This window comes from Halalkalibacter sp. APA_J-10(15), assembly GCF_023017105.1.
In the GTDB taxonomy this organism is placed as follows: Bacteria; Bacillota; Bacilli; order Bacillales; family Bacillaceae_D; genus Halalkalibacter.
Window position 1 is genome coordinate 138,513 of sequence record NZ_JALKEV010000002.1, and the last position, 25,703, is coordinate 164,215.

Consider the following 25,703-nt stretch of genomic DNA (forward strand, 5'->3'; position numbering starts at 1 on the left):
TTTCAGTGCCTCCATAAATTATTATTCTTGCTCAACTGGAAGGATCAAGCGTACTCTTGTCCCTTGTTTAAGCTCACTTTGTACAGACACTCGATATGACTCACCGTACAAAAATTGAATACGTTCATCTACATTCTTTATCCCAATTCCTTTAAAGAACGATGAACCTTTACGTTTTTCTTCTATTATAGGCTCCTTCAACTCCATCCCCTTACCGTTGTCGACAACTTCACATACTAGTCTGTGCTCGTCTAACCATATATAGATGTGGATAAATCCCGTTTCCTGTTCATTGAACGCATGAAAAAAAGCATTCTCCACAAAAGGCTGTAAAATTAATTTAGGAATAAGAATTTTTGCGCAACTTTCTTCCACAAAATAATCAACATGTATTCGATCACCATAACGCTTCTGCTGAATGAACACATAATGCTTTAAATTCTCCACCTCCTGCTTCACCGTAATCATCTCATCACCATTACTTAATGTACTTTGTAAAAGTGAGATTAAAGAACGAACGGTATCAATAGCTTCTTCTTTACTTCCTTGCTGAACAAGGAATTGTACGGAAGTTAATGTGTTATAAAGAAAATGGGGATTAATTTGTTGCTGCAATGCAGCGAACTCCGCTTGACGCTTCTGCTTTTCACTGTCCACCACCTTATCCACATACATGTGAAGCTCATCTAACATTCGATTAAAGGCCTGACCAATCTTCTTCGTTTCATACGTATTTTGTAACGTAATATAATAATCAAATTGATTTTCAGAAACATGCCCTATTTGTTGAACTAATGTTGCAATCGAATTCGTCAATCTCTGTGATACAAGGAATACAATAATGACAGCTACGAATGTAATGAGCATACACAATAGAAATATGGCACTCGTATCAATTAAATCAGCAAAGGCAATATCCTTATTCAGCATATTAACTAAATACAAATCAATAGAAGGGATATACGTAGAGAAAATAATATGATCTTCTTGATCGATCGTTGTCGTCAAATAGTCGAGACGACTATCAGCTAGCTCATTTGCATATTGCAGTAAGGACCAATTTTGCTTTCCAATCAAATCATGACGATTACTAGAAACGACTTCACCCGCTTGATTCATTAGCAATATATCATTTCCTGGTGAAGTGTAGCTTTCATAGAAAGGTTGAAAATCAGCTTCTCGTATCGTAAAGTACATAACCCCATACGTTGAATCATTCGTACGATCTAAGAAAGCTCTTGAAATAACGATAATCGGCACTCTCGCTGAAGGATCCACCTGATAAAGCATTTTTCTCGGATAGAGCATCGATAGTTTCGTAATGTCACTTGCATAAAGCTCCTGATCTGAAATCGGCCATTGTGAGCGCTCAGACGTATACACTTGACCGTTTTTTCCTGCAATGAGAACACCGATATCATGGGCACTAAAAAAACGTTTCGTTCTCTCAATTTCTTGGTCCATATAATAATAGGAATTCAACAAATCCAGGCTCGTGTATTCCTCTGTTAAATAATTTTTCACATCATTATTTTGAATGAGCTGATTTGAAGCCATTACTAGTGAATAATGGAACGTATCAATTGAACCTTCCACCTGCTTTAATATTTGTGAATTCGTAATACTAAATGTATTAATAAAAAATCGCTCAGACATGCGAATCGTCGTCCATGTAATAGTAGTCGAAACAATGACCATCAATAACACTGTCATGACAAACAGTTTAATAAATAAGCTTCTATGTTGAAATCGTTTAGGAATCATTGCTTACCCCAACTCTCTTAGTTGATCCTTCTTTTGCTGTCGGCGATAGTAGCTTGGTGAAACCCCCTTTAGTTTTTTAAATACTTTGCAAAAATAACTATGATCTGAATAACCGACAACCCCGCCAATTTCAGAGATAGGTCGCTTTCCTTCTGTTAATTGCTTGCAGGCGTGCTCGATACGTATTCGGTTTACATATTCATTAAATCCTACTTTCATATGGTGAGAAAACTGTGCTGATAAATACGAAGCATTAAAATGGAACGTTTCTGCGACAACATTTAAACTAATAGGCTCATGATAATGAGTAGAGATGTACTCGATCACTTGCTGTATACTATCTTCATTTCCCTTCACACTTACTTGAGTAACGGTATCGTTCATCTCTTCTATAAATCTTTCCATATAATCAATGACTTCATGAGCACTTAACGCTGCACTAACTTTCGACACATACGAGAACTTAACCTTCTCTAGCATCGACCTCTCATAGCCATGGTTGCTTAAAAGAATCGTCACCGTAAAAAAAATATGATTGAAGAAGCTTCTAAACTCATTCACACTTAAATGAGCCGACTGTACTAAACCATAACTGTATTGTCGTAAATATTGAAAAGCAAGATCGTAATGTCCGTTCTTCCATTCATCTGTAAACCAATCTAAATTAAAAGGTTCCTCCTTTTTTGTACAAGGAGCATCCTCAGTGCAAATCAATGACTTCTCTGAAAAATAAAACGGAAGCTGGATCAATGCCTTCCATTCTTCCATATAAATTCTACGTAACTGCTGTAATTGTTCAAAACATGATGTCATTATAAAAGATATTTGAGCTGCCACCTTACATACATTTTTCAAACGTTCATATAGTTCAAGATCATTCAAATTCACTATCGCAATAGCAGTATATTGATCTTCTTTAATCCAAGCGTATCGGACTTGATCTTCATGCTGTTGATAAAAAGGTTCCAATATCCTTTCTGCACATTCAACCTTATTAATGTTACCGCTTTCATTTTGGCTCACTACACCTATTAAACAAAAATAAGGATAAGTGAAAAGCTTACATAATTGCTCAATATCTTCCTTCGAACTATACCCATCTATTACCTTTTCTATTTGAGTAGACTTAGACGAGACAACTTTCTGATAAGTCTCTTCGCATTTTAACACTTTGGGTATATGCTGAACGGCTTTACATAATACGTCATGTAAATCCTTAGCGTTCAATTTCGGTTTAAGAATATAATCAATAGCACCATGATGAAAAGCTGAACGAACATAATCATACTCTCCAAAGCTACTTAAAATAACAACTTGGATATTCGGATAATGTTGCTTCATTTCCTTCGTTAATACTTCTCCATCCATTATCGGCATAACCATATCTGTCAACATAATGTGGGGCTGACATTGAGGAATAAGAGCTAATGCTTCTTGTCCATTTGAAGCTTCACCAACAATCTCAAAGCCGGACTTTTCCCAGTCTAAATAATGCTTAATTCCTTGTCTAATGAGCGGCTCATCATCAACTATTAGAACACGATAAAGATCTTTCATGTACGTCCCCCATTTGATCTATTTATAATACAACTCATTTGTTACTCATTCTACTTAAAGGAGACCGTTTCCTGCTTTCTTACCAAAAGCAAATAGGGAGATGTCTCAGAAGGTAAAGTTATCTTCTGAGACATCTCCATTCGGTTCAATTTATCGCTTAACTTCCTTTACGATGCACAAATCGTGAGATCGTCACACTCACTTCATATAAAATGAGAAGAGGAATAATAACTAACACATCTGATAGAAAATCGGGCGGTGATACAAGAACCGATAAACAAATTAAAATAAAATAGGCATACTTACGACTTTTAACGATTATGGAAAGAATCGATGCATCAATCTGTTGCGATTTAGTTATATGAAGCGTGTGCAAATACTTTTTAAAGGCTTTTCTCTCCTTTTCATTTTAGATGCAACGGCTTTCTACGAATCCTTATACACTGTTATCCTACAACGACAAGCCGCATTGCTTCACTGAACAATGCGGCTTGTCGCGATAGTTTTGTTCGATTCATTTTATTACATCATATTTTACATGTATCGCACCCGTTCCTTCAACGACCTCAGTTGATCTCAACGTCACCCGCTGCTGTCCAATGTGATCAAACAAACGTATTCCCTTACTGAGCAATACCGGAGCAATATGTAGATCTAGTCCATCAAGCAAACCTAATTGAATGCACTGTTGAGCAACACTGGCTGTTCCAACACTCACATCCTTAGAACCCGCTACTTCCTTCGCTTGCTTAACCGCCTGCTCTACTCCGTCTGTAATAAACGTAAATGGTGTACTACCACTAGGTGGGCTATCTGGGACATTGTGAGTTAGGACAAATAGCGGAACATGTCTTAAAGGATGACTTCCTCCCCAACCATTCACAATGTCATAAGTCCTTCTCCCAACAATCATTGCACCGGTTTTTTCAGCTGCCGAATCAAAAATATTTTTGTTGATCGTTGAAAGTTTAAAAAAGTCATTAGTCTGACTCGCTATGTCTCCAGAAAACATCCACCGTTGCAGAATTTCACCTTGATCTCCTAAAGGTTGTTTTTGACTATCATTCGTTCCTGCTATAAAACCATCAAGAGACATTGATATATTTAGAATAACCTTGCTCATTTTTAAAACCTCCTTATCAACAGTTTATATTACAAAATAATAGCGTATTTCTTCTCGATTGCTTTTCTAATGATTACAGCCACAAGTCCCCACCAAGTCTTTACTTAATCCATTAACCTTATTAAACTCCTCTGCTTCTTTAACCGCACAAGTAAAGAGAACCGCATTCTGGCTAACCTTATAAGACGAACGGGAGCGTTTCTGGAATAAGCAAAAACGCTTATTCTACTATAGGTGCAGGTTAGTTGTACGTAACGTTTCTACCCCAAAAGGAGAATGGTCATATAACTCTAGTAAAAGTTAGACAGTTTCTATTTGAAATTGAAGGATTACATTGAAGAATCAAATGATCGGGTAACGCCTTGAAGGGTTCTAAGTAGAGTAGCACTAAAATTAGTAAGAAAGATAGTGTTATAAGCTCGGCAAAAAGGCGTGAGAATTTACCGAAACAGTAATTGGGGCTGACAAAAGCCTACCTGCTGGGTGATGTACATCATAATAATAGACCAATACTTTACAATCCTCCGTCTTGATTCAAGCATAAATGCCAACACCAGTACCAATCATGGTGGTAAATGCTATGTGGTACAGTTCAATACTGTAATCATACTCGCGTCCTCCAATCAATATTTTGGACTCTAGAAGATACTCTCTGTATACTAACAATAAACCATTTACAAAAGGAGGATGTAACATGATGATTGAAATGTGGACAGATTTCGCTTGTCCCTTTTGCTATATTGGTAAACGACGCCTCGAAGAAGCTTTGAAACAAATCGAAGAGCCAATTGAAGTTGTTTATCGTAGCTTTGAATTAGACCCTGACGCTGACGTTCAATCAAAAGAAACGATATATGAAAAGCTCGCAAAAAAGTACGGAATGAGTATAGCAGAAGCAAGAGCTAATACTGAAAATGTGGAGAAAATGGCTGCTCAGGTGGGGTTAAATTTCAACTTTGACCAAATGGTTGTCACAAATACGTTCGATGCGCACCGTCTCGCGCTATACGCTCACAAAAAGGGGCTAATGCAAGAGATGACCGATCGAATATTGCATGCTCACTTTTCTGAAGGCAAGCATATTGGCGATCGTTCGACCCTAATTCAGCTTGCTACAGAGGTTGGACTCGAACAGGAAGCCGTTTCTGCGTTACTTGAAAGCAAAGAAATGACTGAGCTTGTTCGCAAAGATGAGCAGCAAGCAAGCGAATACGGTATTCGCAGCGTGCCTTATTTCCTGATCAATCAAAAATATGCGATTACAGGGGCACAACCAACAGACGTCTTCGTTCAATCCATTAAACAAATCCTTGAACAAGATCAACTATTAACACAAAAGCAAGCAGATGGAGAAGGTACATGCGACAATGATGGGTGTAGTGTGTAAGGTGATGCCCTAAAAGGTATATTTTTTTACCTTGGGCATCCCTCTTAAAAGACTTACTTCGTACAAAGACACATATTTCGATTAATCGAGAAAAAATATTGATTCAACTGAGAAAGTTCATCCAGCTCAGCCAACCAAGCCTCTATTAATAACCCGCAATGGCTCCTTGACCCACTCTAACATTTCTGCACATATCACTTTGTCAAATCGATTATCTTCAAATGAAAGAGCAGTAGCATCTCCTTGAACAAAGGTAATCTTCTTCTCATCCTGCTCCCACCTTTTCTCGGCTCGGTTAATTCGTTTCTCATCATAATCGAGACCGATGATACTATGAATCTTTGGATGCTGATCCACGATTAATTTTTCAGTATCTCCTATATGACAACCGACATCCAATCATTGATCATTGTCTTGAATAGCCAGCTTGGCAATATAATACTCCCATTGCTTGATTACATCCGGCATCGGGGGATCTAGAAAGAAACATTTCTTGAGCCATACTATGTCCTTTCTAGCTATTAGTTAGCTGCTTGTGATAGTGAAGCGCTGTGACTAGACTACTGTCCTGATGTTCATATAAATCTGCTCTCGTCAGCTGCACCTTAATATCAGGTTCAATCCCTATACCCTCGAATCGATCCCCATTGGGCATCCGTGCTCTCATAGCACCAACACATAGAAAATAGCGCTCTGTTTCATAATGATACGGTTGTCCTGTTGAACCCGCAGTCGTCTCACCGACGATCAATGCTCGACGATTATCCTTGAATGGAACGATCAAGTCTTCCGCAGCAGAAGCTGTTTCACGATCAACTATAAAAGTTACATCTCCATCATAAGCACCACGAGCTGGTTCATAGTAGCACGTTAAATCAACATCATCTGGAATAGGCAAAGTCGTCTCGATCGACCACCATCTCCATTTTTGATTCATTAATTTGGCAACTAGCCTAGATGGTGTACTTCCGCCTTGATTACCGCGAAGGTCAATCATAATCGTTTTTGCGTTACTAAATCGGTTTAGATCGTCTAGCACTTGTGCTTCATAGCTTTGCTTTGCAAATGAAGGAATTTTCAAATAAGCAATTTCACCTTTTATTAACCATTGCGATATCGGTTCACATTGCTTTCTATAGCCTTCTTTTGAATCCACTTTTACACGTTTCACTTGTCCGAATTGATCCACTAATTCAATCAAATATTCGTCACTTGGATATAGTAACGTCCAAAGTATTTGCGCACGAGCGACTTGTGATGAGGAATTCAATTCTGGAAAATAGCATTTAAGCGTCTTAATCCAACTATTAATTGGCTTTTCATTTATCTTCATCACTTTATCTCCTGGATGAATCTCTCTCACCACACTATCAACAACAATCCAATCATCATCAAGTAGCTTCATTGAAATTCCTAATGGTATCGCTTCTTCAAGCTTCTCCCAACAAATAGCAGGGGCTAATGAACGATCAAAATAAACGGTATGTTTATTATTAAATAACGCTAAGAACTCTAGCATAAGCTTCATAAACTCAGAGCTACCTTCCATATGTACAGCCTTCGATAAATACTGCTGATACGTATCATCTAATTGATTTTCGGCGATCCGCGCATCCTCCCAGTGAGCAAAATATTTAGAGATGATTGCATAGGCTTTTGATATAAGAAATAGCCGTTCCTCTAAAGAAATCATTACATTCACCACACCCCTTTCGACTAATTTACATATTCTTCATATGAGATGAAATCCCTTTTTTTGAGTGAGTTTTATAACAATTACAAGAATAAAATAAGCCATACCTAAGCGATATGACTATTATTTATGTGCACTAGCAGTTTCCATTGACCAAATTCAATCATATGATAAATGTATTCTCGATCTATACTTTTCCCTCATGGTCACCTTTTGAAAACGTATTAAGTACCCTTCAAAAACTGCATAAAACGATTCACTTCATATGTATCGACTCTTGTTAAAATGTATGTTGCAGACGTAGGGGTTGAGACTTTTTCAGGTTGTATTTCTAGCAATTGATTACTCGTTATCTCATCTTGGACCATGGAATAAGGTAAATAGGAAACACCTAGTCCATTCTCAATCAATTTCTTCGTCCCTTCGATTTGATTCACCTCCATCGTTCGTATCATTGGATAATGTCTCTTAATTTCATTTAATAAAGAATCCCAATAGTCTGGATGATTATGTGTGATAAGTCTATACGACGTTAATGCTTCGCTTTCCGCCATTGCACCTGTATGTCTAGTCGATCCAACTAAAATGACTCTCTCCTCTTCAAATGCTTCAACCTCAACATTTGCTTGCAAAGGCTTTACTTTTGATAACCCTATATCAGCCCTTCCTGAACTGATAGCATCGCCAATTTCATATGATTTAATAACATCTATAGATACTTCCATATCAGAATTTTCATCCATAAAAACTCGTAACAACGAGGGTAAGAAGGATGAAGCAATTTGAGGGGCAGCCGCAATCGCTAATTTACGATGATAGCCTTGCTTCCATGATTCAAAATGCTCCATCCCTCGTTCATACGTTTCTATAAATTCCATTGCATAAGGTAGAAATTTATACCCTGCTTGCGTCAAATTCACGTTTTTCCCTATTCGATTGAACAACTGGCTATTCAGATGCTCTTCAAGGCGTTTAATATGCTTTGTTACCGCAGGTTGAGTGAGAAATAGCTCCTCTGACGCTCTTCTGAAATTTTCAAACTTTGCACATATGATAAATGTTTTGAACCACTTAATATCCAATCCGATCACCTTCACCTCTAATAACGATCTGTTATTAAAATTGATTTTTTTTGTTAATTTCAATTATATACCTTGTACCATATAATTCAATAAAACAGTAAAAGAGAGGAGAGCAAACATGAAGAATCAAATTAAGGATCAGTGGAATGCTGGATTATATGACGGAAACCATTCATTTGTATCTGAATTTGGAAATGAGTTAATTAAATTTTTAGCACATGAGGAAGGGGAACGAATACTTGATATCGGATGCGGGACAGGGGATTTAGCAAATACGCTATATGAGAATGGTGTAAACGTCATCGGTGTTGATCAATCAGCAAATATGATTAATCAAGCTTTGAACAAATACCCACATATCCCTTTCGTTGTGAAAGACGTGTTGAGTTTGTCTGACAAAAATGAATTCGATGCTGTTTTTTCAAACGCAACACTTCACTGGGTGAAAGAACCCAAACAAGCACTCATTTGCATCTATAATAGCTTAAAGCCTGGGGGGAGGTTTGTAGCTGAGTTTGGTGGTAAAGGAAATGTTCAAACGATTACAAATGAAATAATCCACCAATTAAAGCTCTCTGGTGTCACCTATCACTCTGAACAGTTCCCTTGGCACTTCCCAAGTATAGGTGAATACACTACTTTAATGGAAGAAGTAGGATTTTATGTCAGTGTTGCTTTGCATTTTCATAGACCGACTCCCTTAGAAGGAAATGATGGGTTAAGAAATTGGCTCGATATGTTCGCAGTAGAAATGTTTAAACATGCTACTACCGAAACAAAAGAACGGATTTATGCGAGCATAGAAAAGAATCTCAGGAACACGTTATTTACGAACAACCGTTGGATCGCAGACTATAAACGAATTCGAGTTGTTGGGATTAAAGACTAGTATAAGGTAAGGTAGGGGTAGAGGCTTCTTCTAGCTTTCCCCCTAACAACCACATATCCACTCATCTTCTAATTCACTAACCTATGACGATAAATTAGAAGATTAATGACATTTAAAATGATTGTAACGATTAGAAGAACAGCTGCGACAAATGCAAGTGTGTCCATAAGAGCAGACCAATCCTCAATTGTTACAAGATGATTGATACTAAAAATCTGAAAGCATAGTGAAATGGCACAAGCACTGATGCTCGTTACAATAAGTGTCAACACACTATGATCATCGAGATTGTTCATACGTATGAAAGTGACAATAGGAAGTATCCAAGCAATTAGCCCGAGCACAAGGCTACCGATATTAAGTAATTCAACTACGTCTATTCCCCCTTTGTTAATTGAATACAGGTTTCCAATTCAAGCCACCCGATTATTGCCGATTTTCATGTTTAACAATAAATGCATTTACTTCATCAACCGATTGATCTGATAAAGTAAAAATAGTATGTGTATGATTAGCATTCATAATTATCCCAGAATCTTCTGTAATCCATAGAAAATAGGTAATTCATCAATACAAAATTGATACTGATGTTGGGACACATTGACTATGCCTGGTTCTTGCTTTGCGTAGCGTACAGCGCTTTTAAGTATATCTAAATCTTCTTCACTCTTTTGTATGTGAGAACATCCAACTAATGCAAGGCTTATTACGATACATAACAAAGTGCATTTTTCCATAGTACAATCACTCCCATCAATTAGACGTTCTAGCTCAACAAAGGGTTTCAATATTTTTCCTTGTTCGCCATTATGCCGATGATCGATCCTCCTTTTCAACTAACCCTTTACTCATCCATTTCCGACTGCGCCAGCGAAAGAACATTAAGACCGAACGTAGCCATTCATCTAATAGCATCGCAATCCATATTCCAATTAATCCATAGCCTAAATGAATACCTAATATATACGATAGCAATACGCTCACTCCCCACATTGAAGCAATCCCTATTAATACAGGGAATCGTGCATCACCTGAAGCCCGTAGTGCACTAATGATCACTAAGTTTGAAGTTCGCCCAGGCTCTAATAACACCCCAATAAATAACAAAATAGAGCCAAGTGCAATAATTTCAGCATCATCTGTAAAAAATCCAAACAAAATCTCTCCAGAAAAAGCGACAGTAATGCCCACTATAACAGCAATGGTCAAAGCGACTCGTAAGCCACGAAACATTTGACGATATGCCTCTTCTTTCAATCCAGCTCCAACAAGTTGACCGATGTAAATTTGCATTCCTTTTGAAATCGACATCGAAAAAACAACCATGAGCATAAGCAAATTTTGCGTGTATACTTTCGTCGCCAAAGCTGTTGCACCAATCAAAGTAATAAAAATCGTAATAACGATTTGACTCATATTAAAGGACAAATGCTCACCAGCTGCCGGTACACCAATTGCCATAATTTTTTTGACATACTCGACCTTAACCTTTAACCAATCAGCCCAACTAATTCGCACCTCTACACGACGATAGAGAAGAACGAAAAGTGTGACCAATGCTAACGCCTGACAAACAACAGTCGCAATCGCAACCCCCATCACCCCTAATTGAGGTACACCTAATGCTCCGAATATAAATAAATAATTCCCGACGATATTTAAAGCGTTCATCGCTAGGACAACATACATGACATCCTTCGTAAACCCCATTGCTTGTAACACAGCAGAAATCGTTAAAACAAGAGCATGTGTAAATAGTGCAGAGCCAACAATCAACATATAGATATCAGCATACTCAAATAGCTCAGGCTCTAAGTTGAATAGTGTAAGAAACTGCTGACGAAACAGTACGACCATCACACTAATAAATAACCCAAATAACAAATTAATGATAATTGCATTAGCAATCGTTAAGCTAACATCCTTTTTCTTTCTCGCGCCAACAAACTGAGCTACAACAACGCCGGAGCCCATTGCAGTAAAATTAAATAAGACAAAAGTAAACATCATGACTTGGTTTACAACACCAATTGCAGCAACAGCCTCATCAGAAATAAAGCTCAGCATAAATATATCCGAAAACTTCATCATCGCTTGTAAAAATACTTCAATAAAAATCGGCCATGTAATCGCAAATAACGTCACATGCTTCATATGATTCGTAGATTGTTTCATAGACACAGTATATACACCTTCGCTCTTCATCCTCTTATTTAAACGCTTTCAAAAAAAAAGAAGATCGTTTCTATTTAATAGCAGACATTTTACCATATCCATTACGTCATTGAAGCTAGAAAAACTATATGATTTATTTTAAAAAACGCGATTACGATTTTCTTTATCGAAGTCTGTCGTAATGAAATTTGCTACTTCCCTTGACCCACCTCTGTTTCTTCACAGAGTGCCGGTATTGATTGCCGTGCCCCCTAAACAAAAACAGAGTGCATAGCTGAAAATAGCATCAGCCATACACTCCCTATTCTAATCTAAAGCCAGTTCATATATCTTATGTACATCATTCGCTTCTAGCTTGACGAAATTCCCTAACGGGCAACGATCAGTCGCCTTTTTGGCCATCTCATCAAAGTGTGTACGGTCGATATCAGCCTCATTTAACCGAATTGGCATACCAATTGAGTGGAAGAATTCCTCGGTCTTTTTTATACCAGCTAATGCCGTTTTTTCTAAATCATTAAGATCGATTTCAACATCCCACACTCGATTTGCATATTGAGCAAAACGGTTCACGTTATGCTTATAGACATATTTCATCCAAGCAGGGAAAATAATCGCTAACCCTGCACCGTGTGCAATATCATAAATTCCACTAATCTCATGCTCAATTTCATGACTTGCCCAATCACCGATTCTACCTGTTCCTAATAAATCATTATGAGCAATCGTTCCGGCCCACATAATTTCTGCACGTGCATCGTAGTTGACCGGTTCATCAATAACCGTACGAGCATTTACAATGATCGACCGTAATGTACCTTCACATAGACGATCCGTTAAATCAACGTGCTGTTCATTTGTGAAATAACGCTCTAATATATGAGCCATCATATCTGTAAGACCACATGCCGTTTGATAGGCAGGTAATGTGTAGGTAAGCTCCGGATTTAATATCGCGAATTCTGGTCTCATATTTTGGTGACCTGTCGAGCGTTTGTACATGCCATCTTCATTTGTGATAACGGTCCCATTACTTGTTTCACTTCCGGCAGCAGGAATCGTTAACACTACGCCAATCGGCAAACATCGATCCACTTCAGCTTTTCCAATAAAGTAATCCCACACATCGCCATCATAATATGCCCCTGCTGCAATCGCTTTTGCAGAATCAATCACACTTCCACCACCAACTGCAAGAATGAACTCGATGCTTTCCTTCTTACAAATCGAAACGCCTTCACGTACTAAATCAACACGCGGATTCGGCTTCACTCCACCTAACTCGAAAACCTCAATCCCCTCGGCCTTTAATGAAGAAATTACACGGTCATATAACCCACTCTTCTTTATACTTCCGCCTCCATAATGAAGAAGAACCTTCTTTCCAAAAGCAGCAGTCTGTTTGCCAACAACCTGCTCCTGATCTTTTCCAAAAATAATCGCTGTTCCATTTTGAAATTCAAAATTCTGCATTGATGTCATCTCCCTTCGAACCTATCATACGCCGATCCTAATAAAAAATGCAAACGGCTACACCTGGCATATGGAGAAACGAGTGAACACTCTAATAGTTTATGTTCATTTTCATTGAATCAGAAGATGACTCATCATCTATTTGCACATTCCTTGTTTTCCAATCCAAACTTTTTTTAAAGTTAGTTTAGCATCAGTAGCAGTAAGCCCGTCATCCATTTCAACATACCAGCTCTTAGGAGCCCGCGCACAGCCAAGAATTTTCTAAAACAAAAGAGACCGCGAATAGAATCACAAAGATTTCATTCTCGATCTCTTATACGTAAAATGATCTCAACAGTAGTCTTGCTTATTTCTTTCGATACAAAAGCATCGTCAATGGTGCAAAAATAACAATGAGTACTAAGCTAAATAAAAGCACGACACCTATTTCCCCTGCTGTTACCGTTCCTTGCATCAGACCACGAATCGCTGTGACAAGAAGAGTGATCGGGTTGACATCAACAAACGCTCGTAGCCACCCTGGCATCGTTGCCGGATCAACAAACACATTACTCGCAAATGTCAATGGGAACAGGACAACCATACTAACACCCATTACCGCATTTGGTGTCCGCATCACTAGACCAAGTGCGGTAAAGATCCACGATAGGCTAAAGGCGAAAATAAGAAGCAACAACACTCCTAATAAAACGCCAAGTGTACCACCATCTGGTCGGAAGCCTAAAATAAGTCCTAATACGATGACAATCGCTGATGCAATCGAGTAACGCACCGTATCAGCTAAAAGAGCACCGACTAGTGGTGATGGCCCCCAGATCGGCAAGGATCGAAACCGATCGAAAATTCCTTTTGAAATATCTGTATTCAATGCTGTCCCCGTATAAATCGATGTAAACACAACGGTTTGAACGAGAATACCAGGTAATAAAAATTGCAAATACTCACTCGTAGAACCAGCGATCGCTCCGCCAAATAAATATGTAAACATTAACGTGAACATTATCGGAAACATTGTTACATCAAACAACTGTTCAGGTACGTATTTAATTTTCAAAATCGCACGCCACGTAAAAACAAAGGTCGAAGTCCAGCCACGTGCACGTTTCGGCCGTTCTCCATTGGCTATGGCTGTTTTTAACGTTTCATTTATATTTGAATTCATCGCTCTACACCTCCTCCTCTTGCTCTTCATCTTCAGCTGGTCGACCTGTCAAAGTAAGAAACACTTCATCCAAACTCGGTTGACCTAATGAAAAATCTGTGACTCCAATCCCAGCTTTGGCTAGCTCTGCCAAAGCATGTGCTGCCTTTTCACTATCCTTAATTCTCGCAGAAAGCGCTGCTGGATCTGATACTACTTGTATCTCAGCCTGCAAATGCTCGTGCAACAATTTCTCAGCTTCGGGACGTTGTTCCGGGTTTAATAATCTAACATGTAGCATCCCTGAGCCAATCGAGGCTTTCAGCTCTCCACTCGTCCCCTCAGCTATGACCTTACCACGGTCAATGACGGCAATACGATCGGCTAACTGATCAGCTTCATCTAAATATTGCGTCGTCAATAACACTGTCGTTCCTGTACTGACTAATACTCTTACAATATCCCACACTTGATTTCGACTCCGTGGATCTAATCCAGTTGTTGGCTCATCAAGAAACAAAAGATCCGGTGTTACAACGATACTTGCTGCAATATCAATTCTTCTTCTCATTCCACCTGAATATTTTTTCACTTGTCGCTTGCCTGCTTCTTCAAGGCCAAATGCACGTAACAATTCAATTGCGCGAGCTTTCGCCTTTTGTCTTGAATAACCCATCAACCTAGCAATCATTCTTAAATTATCATAGCCAGTTAAATCCTCATCAATCGAAGCAAATTGTCCCGTTAAACTTACACGACTCCGTACTTTCTTCGCGTCTGACTTTAAATCATGTCCGAGTATTTTTGCTGAACCCCCATCTGATTTCAATAATGTTGCTAGCATGCGAATGGTCGTTGTTTTCCCGGCACCGTTCGGCCCTAAAATACTATATACAGTACCAGCCTTCACCTTTAAATCGACACCATCAACAGCTCGATTCTTCCCAAACACCTTCACTAATCCATTAGCTTCAATCGCATAGTTGGAACGATCCAATGACATCCCTTCCTCTCTTCTTTCAATGTATTTAACACTCTATTCAATAATGACAGATACAGTATCTCCATTCGATGATTTCACATCGACAATTTGACCCTCTAACTCATTATCTATTGCTTCAATAATAAGACCAATGTCAAGGTCTTTCACATATTGCTCAGATTGAGGAATTTTCGATGCAATACTATGTCCTGCTACTAGAACAACTTTTACAAGCTTGATCGGTAAATTAACTGAAACATTTTCATTGTCTTCTGAATGTATGCGGATTTTCAATGTTTTCTTTAAATACTCTGATTGTTTCGTTGCCGTTTCTGTTTCCTCCTGCTTCAACAACTCAATTAATTCCGTGCCTTCTTTGGCATCAATCTTCCCCTCTTGAACCATGTTCAGCACCTTCGCAATCTCGTCCTTCATCAATCCCACTCTCCTATTCCTCTTTCAATAATTTAATGGCATCCTCTGATGAAATTTCACCATCTTCTAGCATTTGAATCACCTTACTCTTATCAGCTGAGACCGTTTTCTTTTCTTGTTCATAGCCTAGTGCTGATATGATCTCTGTTAACTTACCACGAACAGTAGGGTAAGAAATGCCTAACTCTTTTTCAACCTCTTTAATATTCCCTCGACAAGTAATGAAAACTTCTGCAAAGTGAAGCTGCTCTTTGGACAATGCTGCAAATTTTGAAAGTTCGAATTGATTCTCAATCGTTGTATGACAATGCGTACAATGAAGCTTCGTTACTTTCATCGTATGACTGCATACAGGACAAGATGTGATGATTGGATATGCCATTTCGATCAGCTCCTTCTTCAATTGTTAGTTTAATCCAATAAAAATAAAAAGTAAATAATTATTTTTATTATTTACATAAAAAATATTAATTTATTTAATTGTTAAGTTAATATTTTAAATTAAATGGTGCTGGACAGACTAAAAAAGCATCCAAATGTTATCATGAATGCCTTTTTAAAAAATGGCGTATCTTTCTAAATTAGCCCACTCTCTCAAAACATAAAATTGATAATTTGAACATTAGATTCTTTCCTCTCAGTCCAGTGTCCTTTAAATCATAGACGAAACCGTTGCCTTTTTTGAAAATCCTGATATGAGCTATTTCTAATCAAATCAAAGATGCTAAAAAAAGTTAATTTGGAGGCCACTGAAAAAGTTTGGTTTTAACTTTTTCAGTGGCTTTGAAGTAATGTGCGTAGCCGTTGCCCGATTTTGAAAGCCTTGCAATGAGTGGGTTTCTCATAGCAAGGCGCGCAACGAGCGGAGCCATTACTCTTCCTTGAGTTACTAGAAAGGACTTTTTCAGTGACCTCGTTAATTTGTACTTTTCCAGTGGCCTCCTCATCTCATAATAGCAGCTATATTTACATACACTTCTTCTAAATTGCTCAATAGTAGTCACCATAATTATTTTACCTATGCAGATGTATTCTCATTTTCCTCATCAAACACATACTTCGCTTGTCCTGCACCCACACCAACAATGAGCATAATGACATTTATTGCCAAAAGAACCAACAATGACACATTCCATGATGCTAGCCAATCATAGAGAAAACCAAGCATTAATGGTCCACTTGCCGCTAACAAATAGCCAATCGATTGCGCCATTCCAGAAAGATTAGCAGCCTGATCAGACGTGCGTGTCCGTAAACTAATAAAAGATAATGCCATACTAATGCTAGCTCCAAAAGCAACACCCATCATGAGAACACTCAAACCAATTAACCAAACAGTCTGAACATCAATTAATAATATACCGATTCCAATAAAAGAGCAGAGACTAATCACGAATACAATTCCTTTTTGATCTCGTAAACGATCAGCCAGAACAGGAGCTAGCAATGTAGCTGGCAAACCAATCAACTGCATCCCTGCCACAAACCACCCTGCTGAAACAGACTCTATTCCTCGACTTGTTAAAATTTCAGGTAACCACGAAATCATACAATAAAATAATAACGACTGTAAGCCCATAAATAGCGTGACTTGCCACGCCAATTTCGATTTCCATAGACTTGATTTGACTGATTTGTCCATTAATAGTTGACTGGAACGGGAGGCGTTTCTTAGCTGCGGCAGCCAAGCAATCAGCCCGATTAAGACAAAAAGACCCCAAAACCGTAGTCCATTCTGCCATCCTAATTCTAGCTGCTGTGACATCGGCACACTCAAACCTGAACCAAGACTTGCTGCCATTCCCATTGACATCGTATAAAGTCCCGTCATCAAGCCTACTTTAGCTGGGAAGCTTTTTTTCACTATACCTGGTAGTAATACATTTACTACCGCAACACCCGCTCCTACTAAAACCGTACCTATAAATAAAAAAGAGACCGAATCAAATGGCCTAATGACGATACCAATACCAAGTATCCATAACCCTAACCAAACAGCACCATTATTGCCGAGTCTCCGTCCGATTTTCGGAGCAAATGGTGACAAGAAAGCAAACGCCAGTAATGGAACGGTTGTTAACATGCCTGCGACCCCATTTGAAATCCCCGTATCATTCCGTATATCTTGAATGACTGGTCCAACTGACGTAATGGCGTGGCGTAAATTTAATGCAACAAATACTAAACCTATGATAAAAATCCATTTATTCCATTTTTTCTTTTTCATATTGTTCATTCCTCACTCTCCTTTTCTACACTAACGTTTCTATCCTTTAACAGCAAGAGGAGAAGAGGATAATCTGTGGACTTACTTTACAAACATACGCTAACTACATTGCCCTTAACACAGCCAAACTTTAATATTTTTTTCAAGGAAATTAAAAAAGCAAAGGAAACTGATTCATCCCTTTGCTTATCAACATTCTATGAGTCTTTTAAATACTTTTTTGAATGGCCGACATCAGCCTACTTTCAATTTCATCCGAGACTGCATTTAATTCCTCATTTTTTAAGCTTCTAAGTAGTACAGATGGCTTTGGCATCCCGACTTTTATTCGATCTCCATCTCGATAAACTGTAATCTTACATGGTAGAAAATAACCTGATAACTTATTAATTTCAAGCATCCTTTTCACTTCAATTGAATTACACACTTCAAAAACGGTATACGACTCATTATATTGAAGCCCTTTTTCATTAAGCTTCGCCTGCAAATCAAACTCATATAAAACGCCAAATTTCTCTTCCATTAATGCCTTTTGTAATTGCTCCACCGTTTCTTGAAAGCTATTAGAAGATTCAACCGTATAATCAAACATGATAAAAACAGCTCCTTATCAACATATTCATCTACTTTGTTAAAGACCTTTACCCTGTTTGAAAAGGCTTTATTCAATTATCTAAAAAGTCAGGTAATTTCTCATATTTTTTTACATTTTCCTATTCTAATTTTTTCAAAGGATACTATTCTTAAAACTGGTGATATGTAATTTGAAAGGAGTGACTAAGTTGATCGTCAAAAATTGGACTGAACGATTACTACTAAGAATCCTTCGTAATATGACATTAACTTTCATTCTTGAGCACCGATCTCATCCGAAAACAATTCACCATACTTTGTTATTCAAAATCTCTTAATATTACCTATAAAAAAGTGTTCTATAGAAACAAGTCTATAAAACACTTAATAAAGAATATATTCTTTCAGCCTGTCGACAAAGTCTCGTAAAAGCGAGACATGTAGACAGGTTTTTTTGATTAGTAGTCAGGGTGCGGCTCTTCGTCCTCGCTACCGGGATGGGGGGCACGCTTTCCGCAGGCGGGAGTTGAACTAACCGGCTGCGCCGGTGGATTTCAACCTACCCTTTCTTCCTGCAGGAGTCGGCCCTCCCATCCCGTCCGCTTTTTCTAGTGAAAAAAAGGAAATTCGCCTCCTCAAATGTCACCAACAATAGAACCGCCTTTGAGAATCATTTTTCAAAGGCGGTTTGTCTATGGTCTGAAAGAATATATTCTTTATAGTAAAAGGTCCTCATCCGAAACGACGACACCATCTTGATCAACATATACATATTGCCCAGGCTTCCAATCAACACTCGCAAAGTGAAAAGCAATGTTTGTTTCCCCTGAACCTTCGCATGAACTTAGTACGGGTATCGTTCCTATCGCCATTATTCCAATATCCATCTGATCGATCATCGCAGAATCACGTATACATCCATAAATGATCAATCCAGATACTTTCTTTTCAATACTAATTCGAACAAGCTCTGCTCCAATTAGCGCGGATCGTCTTGATCCAGAGCCATGTATGACGATCACACTCCCCTCTTCAGCTGATTCAACGACCTTTTTTACTAATCCATAATCTTCATATACTTTCACCGTTACAACTCGTCCTGAAAAGGCTTTCTTATTACCGTAATATTGAAGAAGCGAACTTTCAGCAACAACGATTTGTCCATTATTTTGATCACATAATTGAGAAGTATGAAAACTCAAAAGAGTCCCTCCTAAAAGAATAATATATTACATATACAGTTATATTAGCTCCATTCTATCATATTTTCAATTATGAAAAAGTTAATTTATGAGTACACACAAAAATTTAAGCAATTAATCAAATAGCCTTGTTAAAATATTAACAACCATGTATCATTATTTACATTAACATTAATTATATGACGTACGGAGGAAATAGATGCAGTTAGATATCTCTCAACAATCACTTCCTGTCTATGAGGCACTAGCCAGTAAAGTTCGCCTCGCCCTAATTCAACACCTTACCAATAGATCGATGAATATTCGAGAATTGGCCGAAGCCTCAAATTTAAGTAGTGCCATCATGACAATGCACATAAAAAAATTAGAAAAGGCGGGAATCATTCGTACAGAAATGATTCCTGGAAAAGGCGGGGTGCAAAAGCGATGTATATTAAATACTGAAAAAATCGAAATCCTTTTTCCAAACCATCAACAATTAAAAAAAGACTTCTATCATACCGAAGTTTCGGTCGGCCACTATACTGATTTCTTTGTCAAGCCGACATGCGGTTTAGCGACAACAGAAAAGTATGTAGGTGAATTTGACGAACCTCGTTATTTTCTTGATCCACAACGAGTTAATGCGAAAATTCTTTGGTTTAGTCAAGGATTTGTCGAATACAAAATTCCGAACTTCCTTCTTTCTACTCAGGAGCCCGAGGAGCTAGAAATTTCATTTGAACTATCGTCAGAAGCACCATTTACAAATGATCATTGGCCTTCTGATATTACGTTTGAATTAAATGATGTCCAAATTGGAACGTGGACAAGTCCAGGTGATTATGGAGATCGCCCAGGGAAATATACACCAGACTGGTGGCCGCGAATTATTAACCAGTATGGCATCTTAAAAATATTGCGTATCTCCAAAGATGGTACATATATAGATGGTCAACAAATCTCTTCATCAACCATTTATGATGTCAATGTTCTTAATAAGCAATGGTCTTTTCGGATATCCGTTAAAGAAGACGCTGCTCATGTCGGCGGGCTCACCCTCTTTGGATCAGGCTTTGGCAATTACAATCAAGATCTCGTTTTTAGACTCTATTATAATCATAAGGATAAGGCTAACAGGTAAACAACTTACTTTTAGCCTTTTTTATCACTAACTCATACTTCACGAAATAGATCTGTCATGAACTCTTGCATTAGTGGGCTAATAGGACGATCATTCCGATAAATTAACGAGATAGAGCGGTTATGTCCAAGCTCTGGTAACGAATGAACCGTAAGCACATTTTGTTGCGCTTCTTCCTGTACTGCTCGTTTTGATAGAATCGCTCCCCCTTCTCCAAGACTGACCATTTTCTTAATCGCTTCAATACTCGTTAGCTCCATACGGATATTTAAAGAGAGCTTCTCTTTCTCAGCCCATTCGTTAATCATCTCTCTCGTTGAGCCAGAACTGTGAATATATATAGGTACCTTTTCTATATCGTGGCGAGTTATCTTATCAAAAATGGCATATTCATGTGAATGAGATATGACAAATACGAGATGATCTGACACAATCTCTTTCTCCACCAACAAGGAATCCTTCATTGGCTGAGTCGATATAACACCGAAATCGACTTCTTTTTCCTTTACCATTTTCTTAATAGTCGGTGCCGAATGGACATGTAACGTAATTTGAACATTTGGTTTCTTTGAAAAAAATTGACTGCATATAGGGGGTAGAACGTAGCTTGCAGGGATTGTGCTCGCCCCTATATGTAACTCTCCTCTATTAAACGATTGATAATCCTTCATTACACGCTCCGTCTCAGACACGAGACGCAAAATCTTTTCAGCATATTGATGAAGCATCGCCCCTGCTGATGTTAATACGATCTCCTCACCCTTTTGCTCATACAACGTTATCCCAACAGAATCACGTAATTTTTTTAAATGAAACGAAACCGTCGGTTGCTTTAAGTTCAAATCACGAGCAACCTTGGACACACTTTTACATTGGCAAAACCTATAATACATATCAAGCTGCTGTACGTTCATTTGTAAATCTCTCCGTCCATCCATAGATTATTTCTATAGTAACATCCGTAACCTATTGATTTTATTAATTAGATGTTAAGAAAGCGTTAATACTCTATTAACATTTCTTCGTTATCGTAATAGATAAGCAAGACATTTAGACGGAGAGGAGAGCTTTGATTGAAGATTGAGTTAACAGCTATTGAAAAATCTTTCGGTTCCTTACAAGCACTAAAAGCGCTTCATTTAACAATTCCATCTAGTTCATTTGTTAGTTTACTAGGCCCATCAGGCTGTGGAAAAACGACACTACTTCGCATCATTGCTGGTCTAGAGGAGGCAGATAGTGGAACGATTATGATGAACGATACAACTATCTATTCAAGCGAAAAACACATTCAAGTCCCTCCGCAAAAAAGAGGGATCGGCATGGTATTTCAAGATTTTGCTCTTTGGCCACATATGACGGTCTATGAGAATGTTGCTTACAGTCTTAAAGCAACCGGAAAGAGAAAAGCCTTACGTGACAAAGTAAAAACCGCCTTAAAAAATGTGCAGCTTGAGTCTTATAGTAAGCGATATCCACATCAACTATCAGGTGGCCAACAACAGCGAGTTGCTATCGCTAGAGCGATTGCCAATGACCCCGCAGTCATCTTAATGGATGAACCATTAAGCGCACTAGATGCTACATTACGCGATGATATGAGAATCTTATTACAATCACTCGTAAAACAGCTTAAAATGACTGCCATTTACGTCACTCATGATCAAAATGAAGCAATGGCAATGTCTGATCATGTTGTCGTCATGAACTCTGGAGAAATTTTGCAGCAAGGAGCACCGGAAGACATTTATCATTACCCATGCTCAAAAGAAGTCGCTTCTTTTATCGGAAAAGGCACCATTTGGGATGGCTTGATGATTCATAAGGGAGAGCAACCTTACGTGAAAATCGACACCGATTTCCTTATTCAACTCGCTAAGCAAGAAAAATACAAATCACTCGGCGGAGAATGTACGATGGTTATTCGACCTGAACATGTACGCCTTTCGCAAGTTTCATTTCATCATGCACAAATTGGTGAAGTTGAAACCGTTAGTTTTTTAGGAGAAAGATATGAAGTCACTTTACAAATCGGAAAGAACAAGCGACGATTATTTGCTTATTCATCCGAACGATTAACGCCAGGACAAGCCATCTATTTTACGATCATGTCTGATTCGATTCATTTTATTAACCAAATAGGGGGATTATCTCATGAAACAGCTTAAGTCATCTTTTTTTCTACTATTACTACTAGTCACGCTTGCAGCATGTACCCAGTCGGAACAAGAAGTACAAGAAAATGAAAATAAACAGCCTACTAACAATGAGCCCACAGAAGAAATGCAAAATGAGGAAACTGGCTCATTAACCCTTTACACATCTGGCCCCGGAGGAATGGCTGAGCAATTAGCTGAAGCCTTCACAGAAGAGACAGGCATTACAGTCGATATGTTTCAAGGGACAACAGGTGATGTACTTGGTCGTCTCGAAGCAGAGGAAAGCAATCCTCTTGCTGATGTCGTAGTTCTTGCCTCCTTGCCTCCAGCTATCGATTACAAAAATAGAGAACTCACACTCGCTTATGAATCACCATACGCCTCATCACTTCACGATGATTGGTATGACGAGGAGTTTCACTTTTATGGCTTTAGTGCATCTGCATTAGGATTAAGCTACAATACGAACTTAATTTCAGAGGCGCCAACTGATTGGTCTGACTTAACCTCTGATGAATTCAACGGTCAAATCGCCATCCCTGACCCAACTCAATCAGGTACAGCACGTGATTTCATCACCGCATATATTAATCAAGAAGAGGAAGACGGATGGGATTTACTCGAACAACTCAAAGAAAATGGACTTCAAATGGAAGGTGCGAATAACCCGGCATTACAAACGGTTATTTCAGGAGCGAATTCAGTCGTTATGGCCGGTGTTGATTATATGGTTTATAACAATATGGAAAATGGCGAACCTGTGGATATTATCTTCCCTGAAAGTGGCACGATGATCACACCACGCCCTGCTTTTATTTTAGAAAGTACACAAAATCCCGAAGCGGCGAAAGCATATATTGATTTCATTCTTTCTGATAAAGGACAGGAAATCGTCGCAGACGCTTATTTACTCCCGGCACGAGTCGATATAGAACCAGCTGATATTCGTCTTGGACTCGATGACATTCCAACGTTAGAATACGACTGGGATTACTTAGAGGAGCATACACAAACGATATTAGAGCGCTTTATGGAGATGATCCGATAACGAATGAATTCATTATTTACTTTTCAAACACTTAATCGTGCTTTTGCCTTTCTTACATTAATCATTCTCGTTTTCATGCCATTATTGTTTGTTTTGTTACGTGGTGTGATGCCAGATGGGACATTTGAAGGCTTTGCTGCTTTTAGTTTGTTGGCCAATGATCATTACTGGTCCATTTTCCTGAACTCGATTTTACTCGGAATTGGAGTTGTCATAGGGGCGTCATTATTAGCGGCGCCTCTTGCCTTCTTCATGGCACGAACTGAACTAAAGAAGCACCGCTGGATTGACATCGTTCTCGTTATCCCATTTATGACACCTCCATATATTGGAGCAATGGGGTGGATTTTGTCCATGCAACCAAACGGCTACGCTGAACAACTCGTTCCATTATTAGCCAATGTTACTCCCGTGTTCTTTTCTTATTTCGGAATGGTTTTAGTCATGAGCCTTCATCTTTTCCCATTTATTTACCTTATTATGCGAAATAATTTGGAGAACATTGGTGGGCGTTTAGAGGAAGCTGGTATTATTCATGGCGGTTCATTCTTTAATCGCTTAAGAAGAATTACTTTCCCTTTGTTTCTTTCAGGCTACAGTATGGGAGCCTTACTCGTCTTTGTGAAAACAATTGGAGAATTTGGAACACCAGTCACATTAGGTAATCGTATTGGCTATTACGTCTTAACATCTGAAATCCATCGTTATACGTCGATTTGGCCCCTTGATTTTGGTACAGCGGCGGTTTTGTCTACAATGCTTCTATCGGTTAGTATGCTCATTTGGTATTTACAGCAATGGCTCGTCAGCCGCCGTCACGATCAAGTCGTAACAGGAAAAGGACAAACTCAATCGACCTTACGCTTAGGTAAGAAACAGGCTTTCGCTTGGGCGTACTTAGCCTTTGTCCTTCTTCTTTCAATTGGTGTTCCATATTTTTCAGTGGCATCAACGGCTTTGATGAATATTCAAGGTAATGGCTTAAGCTTTTCCAATTTGACACTCCGTCATTTTGTTGAATTATTTAGTGGCAGTGGCAAAGACGCGCTGTGGAATAGCATTTGGCTTGCTGCACTTGCAGCAACTATCAGTGCCAGTATCGGCATTTGGGTGGCCATGATTATTATGAAAAAGCGTGGAATTCAAGAGAAAACGATGGATTTTTTCTCACTTGCTCCTAATACGGTACCGGGAATTGTCGTCGTCGTAGGTCTCATACTTTTTTGGAATGCGTATTGGAATCCAGCACCCATCTATAACACTTGGATGATGCTCATTCTCACATATGTCATTTTGTACTTACCTTTCACGGTACAAAATATTAAAGCCGTATATGGTCAGCTCGGAGACTCTTTATTCCAAGCAGCAAAGATGAGTGGCGCTTCTTCTATCTATATGATCCGAACCATCATCATTCCGTTGCTCATTCCTGGTATATTAGCAGGCTGGATGATGACCTTTACGATTTCAATGAGAGAGCTCGTAGGTTCACTAATTCTGCGTCCTCCCAATATGCATACATCAGCAACTTTTATTTATTCACAATTTGAACAAGGTACTGCCTCCTTAGGAATGGCAATGGCGCTCGTTACTGTCGGAATGACAACAATCATGTTAATCGTGATTGAACAAATGAAAGCTCGTTTTCAACATTACAAGTCTTAATA

23 protein-coding genes and 1 pseudogene are annotated in these 25,703 nt (G+C 38.6%); 6 read left to right on the forward strand and 18 right to left on the reverse strand.

The features are described from left to right. Positions 1 to 21: 21 nt before the first annotated feature. The 4 genes and pseudogenes from MW695_RS03545 to MW695_RS03560 all read right to left on the reverse strand — a co-directional run bounded on the left by MW695_RS03545 (position 22) and on the right by MW695_RS03560 (position 4,444). Entirely contained in the window at positions 22 to 1,764 is a 1,743-nt protein-coding gene (locus MW695_RS03545) for a sensor histidine kinase (protein WP_247103440.1), read from the reverse strand. Between the two features lie 3 nt (positions 1,765 to 1,767). Beyond that, positions 1,768 to 3,321, reverse strand: a complete 1,554-nt coding sequence (locus tag MW695_RS03550; RefSeq protein ID WP_247103441.1) for a response regulator transcription factor — start codon at positions 3,319 to 3,321, stop codon at positions 1,768 to 1,770. A gap of 157 nt (positions 3,322 to 3,478) precedes the next feature. After that, positions 3,479 to 3,640 (reverse strand): annotated as a pseudogene (locus MW695_RS03555) (twin-arginine translocase subunit TatC); the annotation flags it as partial. Positions 3,641 to 3,835: 195 nt separating this feature from the next. Then, positions 3,836 to 4,444 carry a dihydrofolate reductase family protein gene (locus tag MW695_RS03560; protein WP_247103443.1) on the reverse strand — a complete coding sequence of 203 codons (609 nt, stop codon included), beginning with the start codon at positions 4,442 to 4,444 and terminating at the stop codon, positions 3,836 to 3,838. Between the two features lie 694 nt (positions 4,445 to 5,138). On the opposite strand from MW695_RS03560, the gene MW695_RS03565 reads away from it, so the two are divergent. Then, positions 5,139 to 5,831 (forward strand): DsbA family oxidoreductase, encoded by a 693-nt coding sequence (locus MW695_RS03565; protein WP_247103444.1) that lies wholly within the window; start codon positions 5,139 to 5,141, stop codon positions 5,829 to 5,831. 126 nt (positions 5,832 to 5,957) lie between these two features. Here MW695_RS03565 and MW695_RS03570 read toward each other — a convergent pair whose 3' ends face one another. From MW695_RS03570 to MW695_RS03580, 3 genes are all read right to left on the reverse strand, one after another. Beyond that, entirely contained in the window at positions 5,958 to 6,230 is a 273-nt protein-coding gene (locus MW695_RS03570; protein ID WP_247103445.1) for a class I SAM-dependent methyltransferase, read from the reverse strand. Between the two features lie 115 nt (positions 6,231 to 6,345). Beyond that, entirely contained in the window at positions 6,346 to 7,524 is a 1,179-nt protein-coding gene (locus MW695_RS03575; RefSeq protein ID WP_247103731.1) for a S41 family peptidase, read from the reverse strand. A gap of 224 nt (positions 7,525 to 7,748) precedes the next feature. Then, entirely contained in the window at positions 7,749 to 8,669 is a 921-nt protein-coding gene (locus MW695_RS03580) for a LysR family transcriptional regulator (protein WP_247103446.1), read from the reverse strand. Positions 8,670 to 8,724: 55 nt separating this feature from the next. On the opposite strand from MW695_RS03580, the gene MW695_RS03585 reads away from it, so the two are divergent. Further along, complete coding sequence (locus tag MW695_RS03585) at positions 8,725 to 9,495, forward strand: class I SAM-dependent methyltransferase (protein ID WP_247103448.1); 771 nt, start codon at positions 8,725 to 8,727, stop codon at positions 9,493 to 9,495. A 68-nt stretch (positions 9,496 to 9,563) separates the two neighbouring features. On the opposite strand, the gene MW695_RS03590 is transcribed toward MW695_RS03585, so the two are convergent. From MW695_RS03590 to rraA, 10 genes are all read right to left on the reverse strand, one after another. Next, positions 9,564 to 9,791, reverse strand: a complete 228-nt coding sequence (locus MW695_RS03590; protein WP_306421063.1) for a hypothetical protein — start codon at positions 9,789 to 9,791, stop codon at positions 9,564 to 9,566. 511 nt (positions 9,792 to 10,302) lie between these two features. Continuing rightward, positions 10,303 to 11,670 carry an MATE family efflux transporter gene (locus tag MW695_RS03595; RefSeq protein WP_247103735.1) on the reverse strand — a complete coding sequence of 456 codons (1,368 nt, stop codon included), beginning with the start codon at positions 11,668 to 11,670 and terminating at the stop codon, positions 10,303 to 10,305. A gap of 306 nt (positions 11,671 to 11,976) precedes the next feature. Beyond that, the gene (locus MW695_RS03600) at positions 11,977 to 13,143 is read right to left on the reverse strand and encodes an iron-containing alcohol dehydrogenase (RefSeq protein ID WP_247103450.1); all 1,167 of its coding nucleotides are present in this window, start codon (positions 13,141 to 13,143) and stop codon (positions 11,977 to 11,979) included. Positions 13,144 to 13,492: 349 nt separating this feature from the next. Further along, positions 13,493 to 14,308, reverse strand: coding sequence for an ABC transporter permease (locus MW695_RS03605; protein ID WP_247103452.1), 816 nt, complete (start codon positions 14,306 to 14,308; stop codon positions 13,493 to 13,495). Between the two features lie 4 nt (positions 14,309 to 14,312). Next, the gene (locus tag MW695_RS03610; RefSeq protein ID WP_247103454.1) at positions 14,313 to 15,290 is read right to left on the reverse strand and encodes an ATP-binding cassette domain-containing protein; all 978 of its coding nucleotides are present in this window, start codon (positions 15,288 to 15,290) and stop codon (positions 14,313 to 14,315) included. A gap of 33 nt (positions 15,291 to 15,323) precedes the next feature. Further along, positions 15,324 to 15,704, reverse strand: a complete 381-nt coding sequence (locus MW695_RS03615; protein ID WP_247103460.1) for an SHOCT-like domain-containing protein — start codon at positions 15,702 to 15,704, stop codon at positions 15,324 to 15,326. A gap of 13 nt (positions 15,705 to 15,717) precedes the next feature. Beyond that, complete coding sequence (locus MW695_RS03620; RefSeq protein WP_247103461.1) at positions 15,718 to 16,086, reverse strand: DUF2089 domain-containing protein; 369 nt, start codon at positions 16,084 to 16,086, stop codon at positions 15,718 to 15,720. Between the two features lie 636 nt (positions 16,087 to 16,722). Beyond that, positions 16,723 to 17,940: a CynX/NimT family MFS transporter gene (locus MW695_RS03625; protein ID WP_247103462.1), complete on the reverse strand. Its 1,218-nt coding sequence runs from the start codon at positions 17,938 to 17,940 to the stop codon at positions 16,723 to 16,725. 199 nt (positions 17,941 to 18,139) lie between these two features. Then, a complete protein-coding gene (locus MW695_RS03630; protein ID WP_247103464.1) occupies positions 18,140 to 18,523 on the reverse strand; it encodes a DUF302 domain-containing protein in 384 nt (127 codons plus the stop codon). A gap of 697 nt (positions 18,524 to 19,220) precedes the next feature. Further along, positions 19,221 to 19,706, reverse strand: coding sequence for a ribonuclease E activity regulator RraA (gene rraA, locus MW695_RS03635; RefSeq protein ID WP_247103467.1), 486 nt, complete (start codon positions 19,704 to 19,706; stop codon positions 19,221 to 19,223). Between the two features lie 199 nt (positions 19,707 to 19,905). Here rraA and MW695_RS03640 point away from each other — a divergent pair, with 199 nt between their 5' ends. Beyond that, the gene (locus tag MW695_RS03640; RefSeq protein ID WP_247103468.1) at positions 19,906 to 20,829 is read left to right on the forward strand and encodes an ArsR/SmtB family transcription factor; all 924 of its coding nucleotides are present in this window, start codon (positions 19,906 to 19,908) and stop codon (positions 20,827 to 20,829) included. Positions 20,830 to 20,861: 32 nt separating this feature from the next. Here MW695_RS03640 and MW695_RS03645 read toward each other — a convergent pair whose 3' ends face one another. Further along, entirely contained in the window at positions 20,862 to 21,743 is an 882-nt protein-coding gene (locus MW695_RS03645; protein ID WP_247103470.1) for a LysR family transcriptional regulator, read from the reverse strand. 159 nt (positions 21,744 to 21,902) lie between these two features. Between MW695_RS03645 and MW695_RS03650 the strand changes: the two genes are divergently transcribed. Genes MW695_RS03650 through MW695_RS03660 form a run of 3 tightly spaced genes read left to right on the forward strand, consistent with a single transcriptional unit; the run spans position 21,903 to position 25,701 of the window. Continuing rightward, a complete protein-coding gene (locus tag MW695_RS03650; RefSeq protein ID WP_247103472.1) occupies positions 21,903 to 22,997 on the forward strand; it encodes an ABC transporter ATP-binding protein in 1,095 nt (364 codons plus the stop codon). Then, a complete protein-coding gene (locus MW695_RS03655) occupies positions 22,984 to 24,036 on the forward strand; it encodes an ABC transporter substrate-binding protein (protein ID WP_247103479.1) in 1,053 nt (350 codons plus the stop codon). Before MW695_RS03650 ends, MW695_RS03655 begins: the two co-directional genes overlap by 14 nt. A 3-nt stretch (positions 24,037 to 24,039) precedes the next feature. After that, positions 24,040 to 25,701: an ABC transporter permease gene (locus MW695_RS03660; protein ID WP_247103481.1), complete on the forward strand. Its 1,662-nt coding sequence runs from the start codon at positions 24,040 to 24,042 to the stop codon at positions 25,699 to 25,701. Positions 25,702 to 25,703 lie beyond the last annotated feature (2 nt).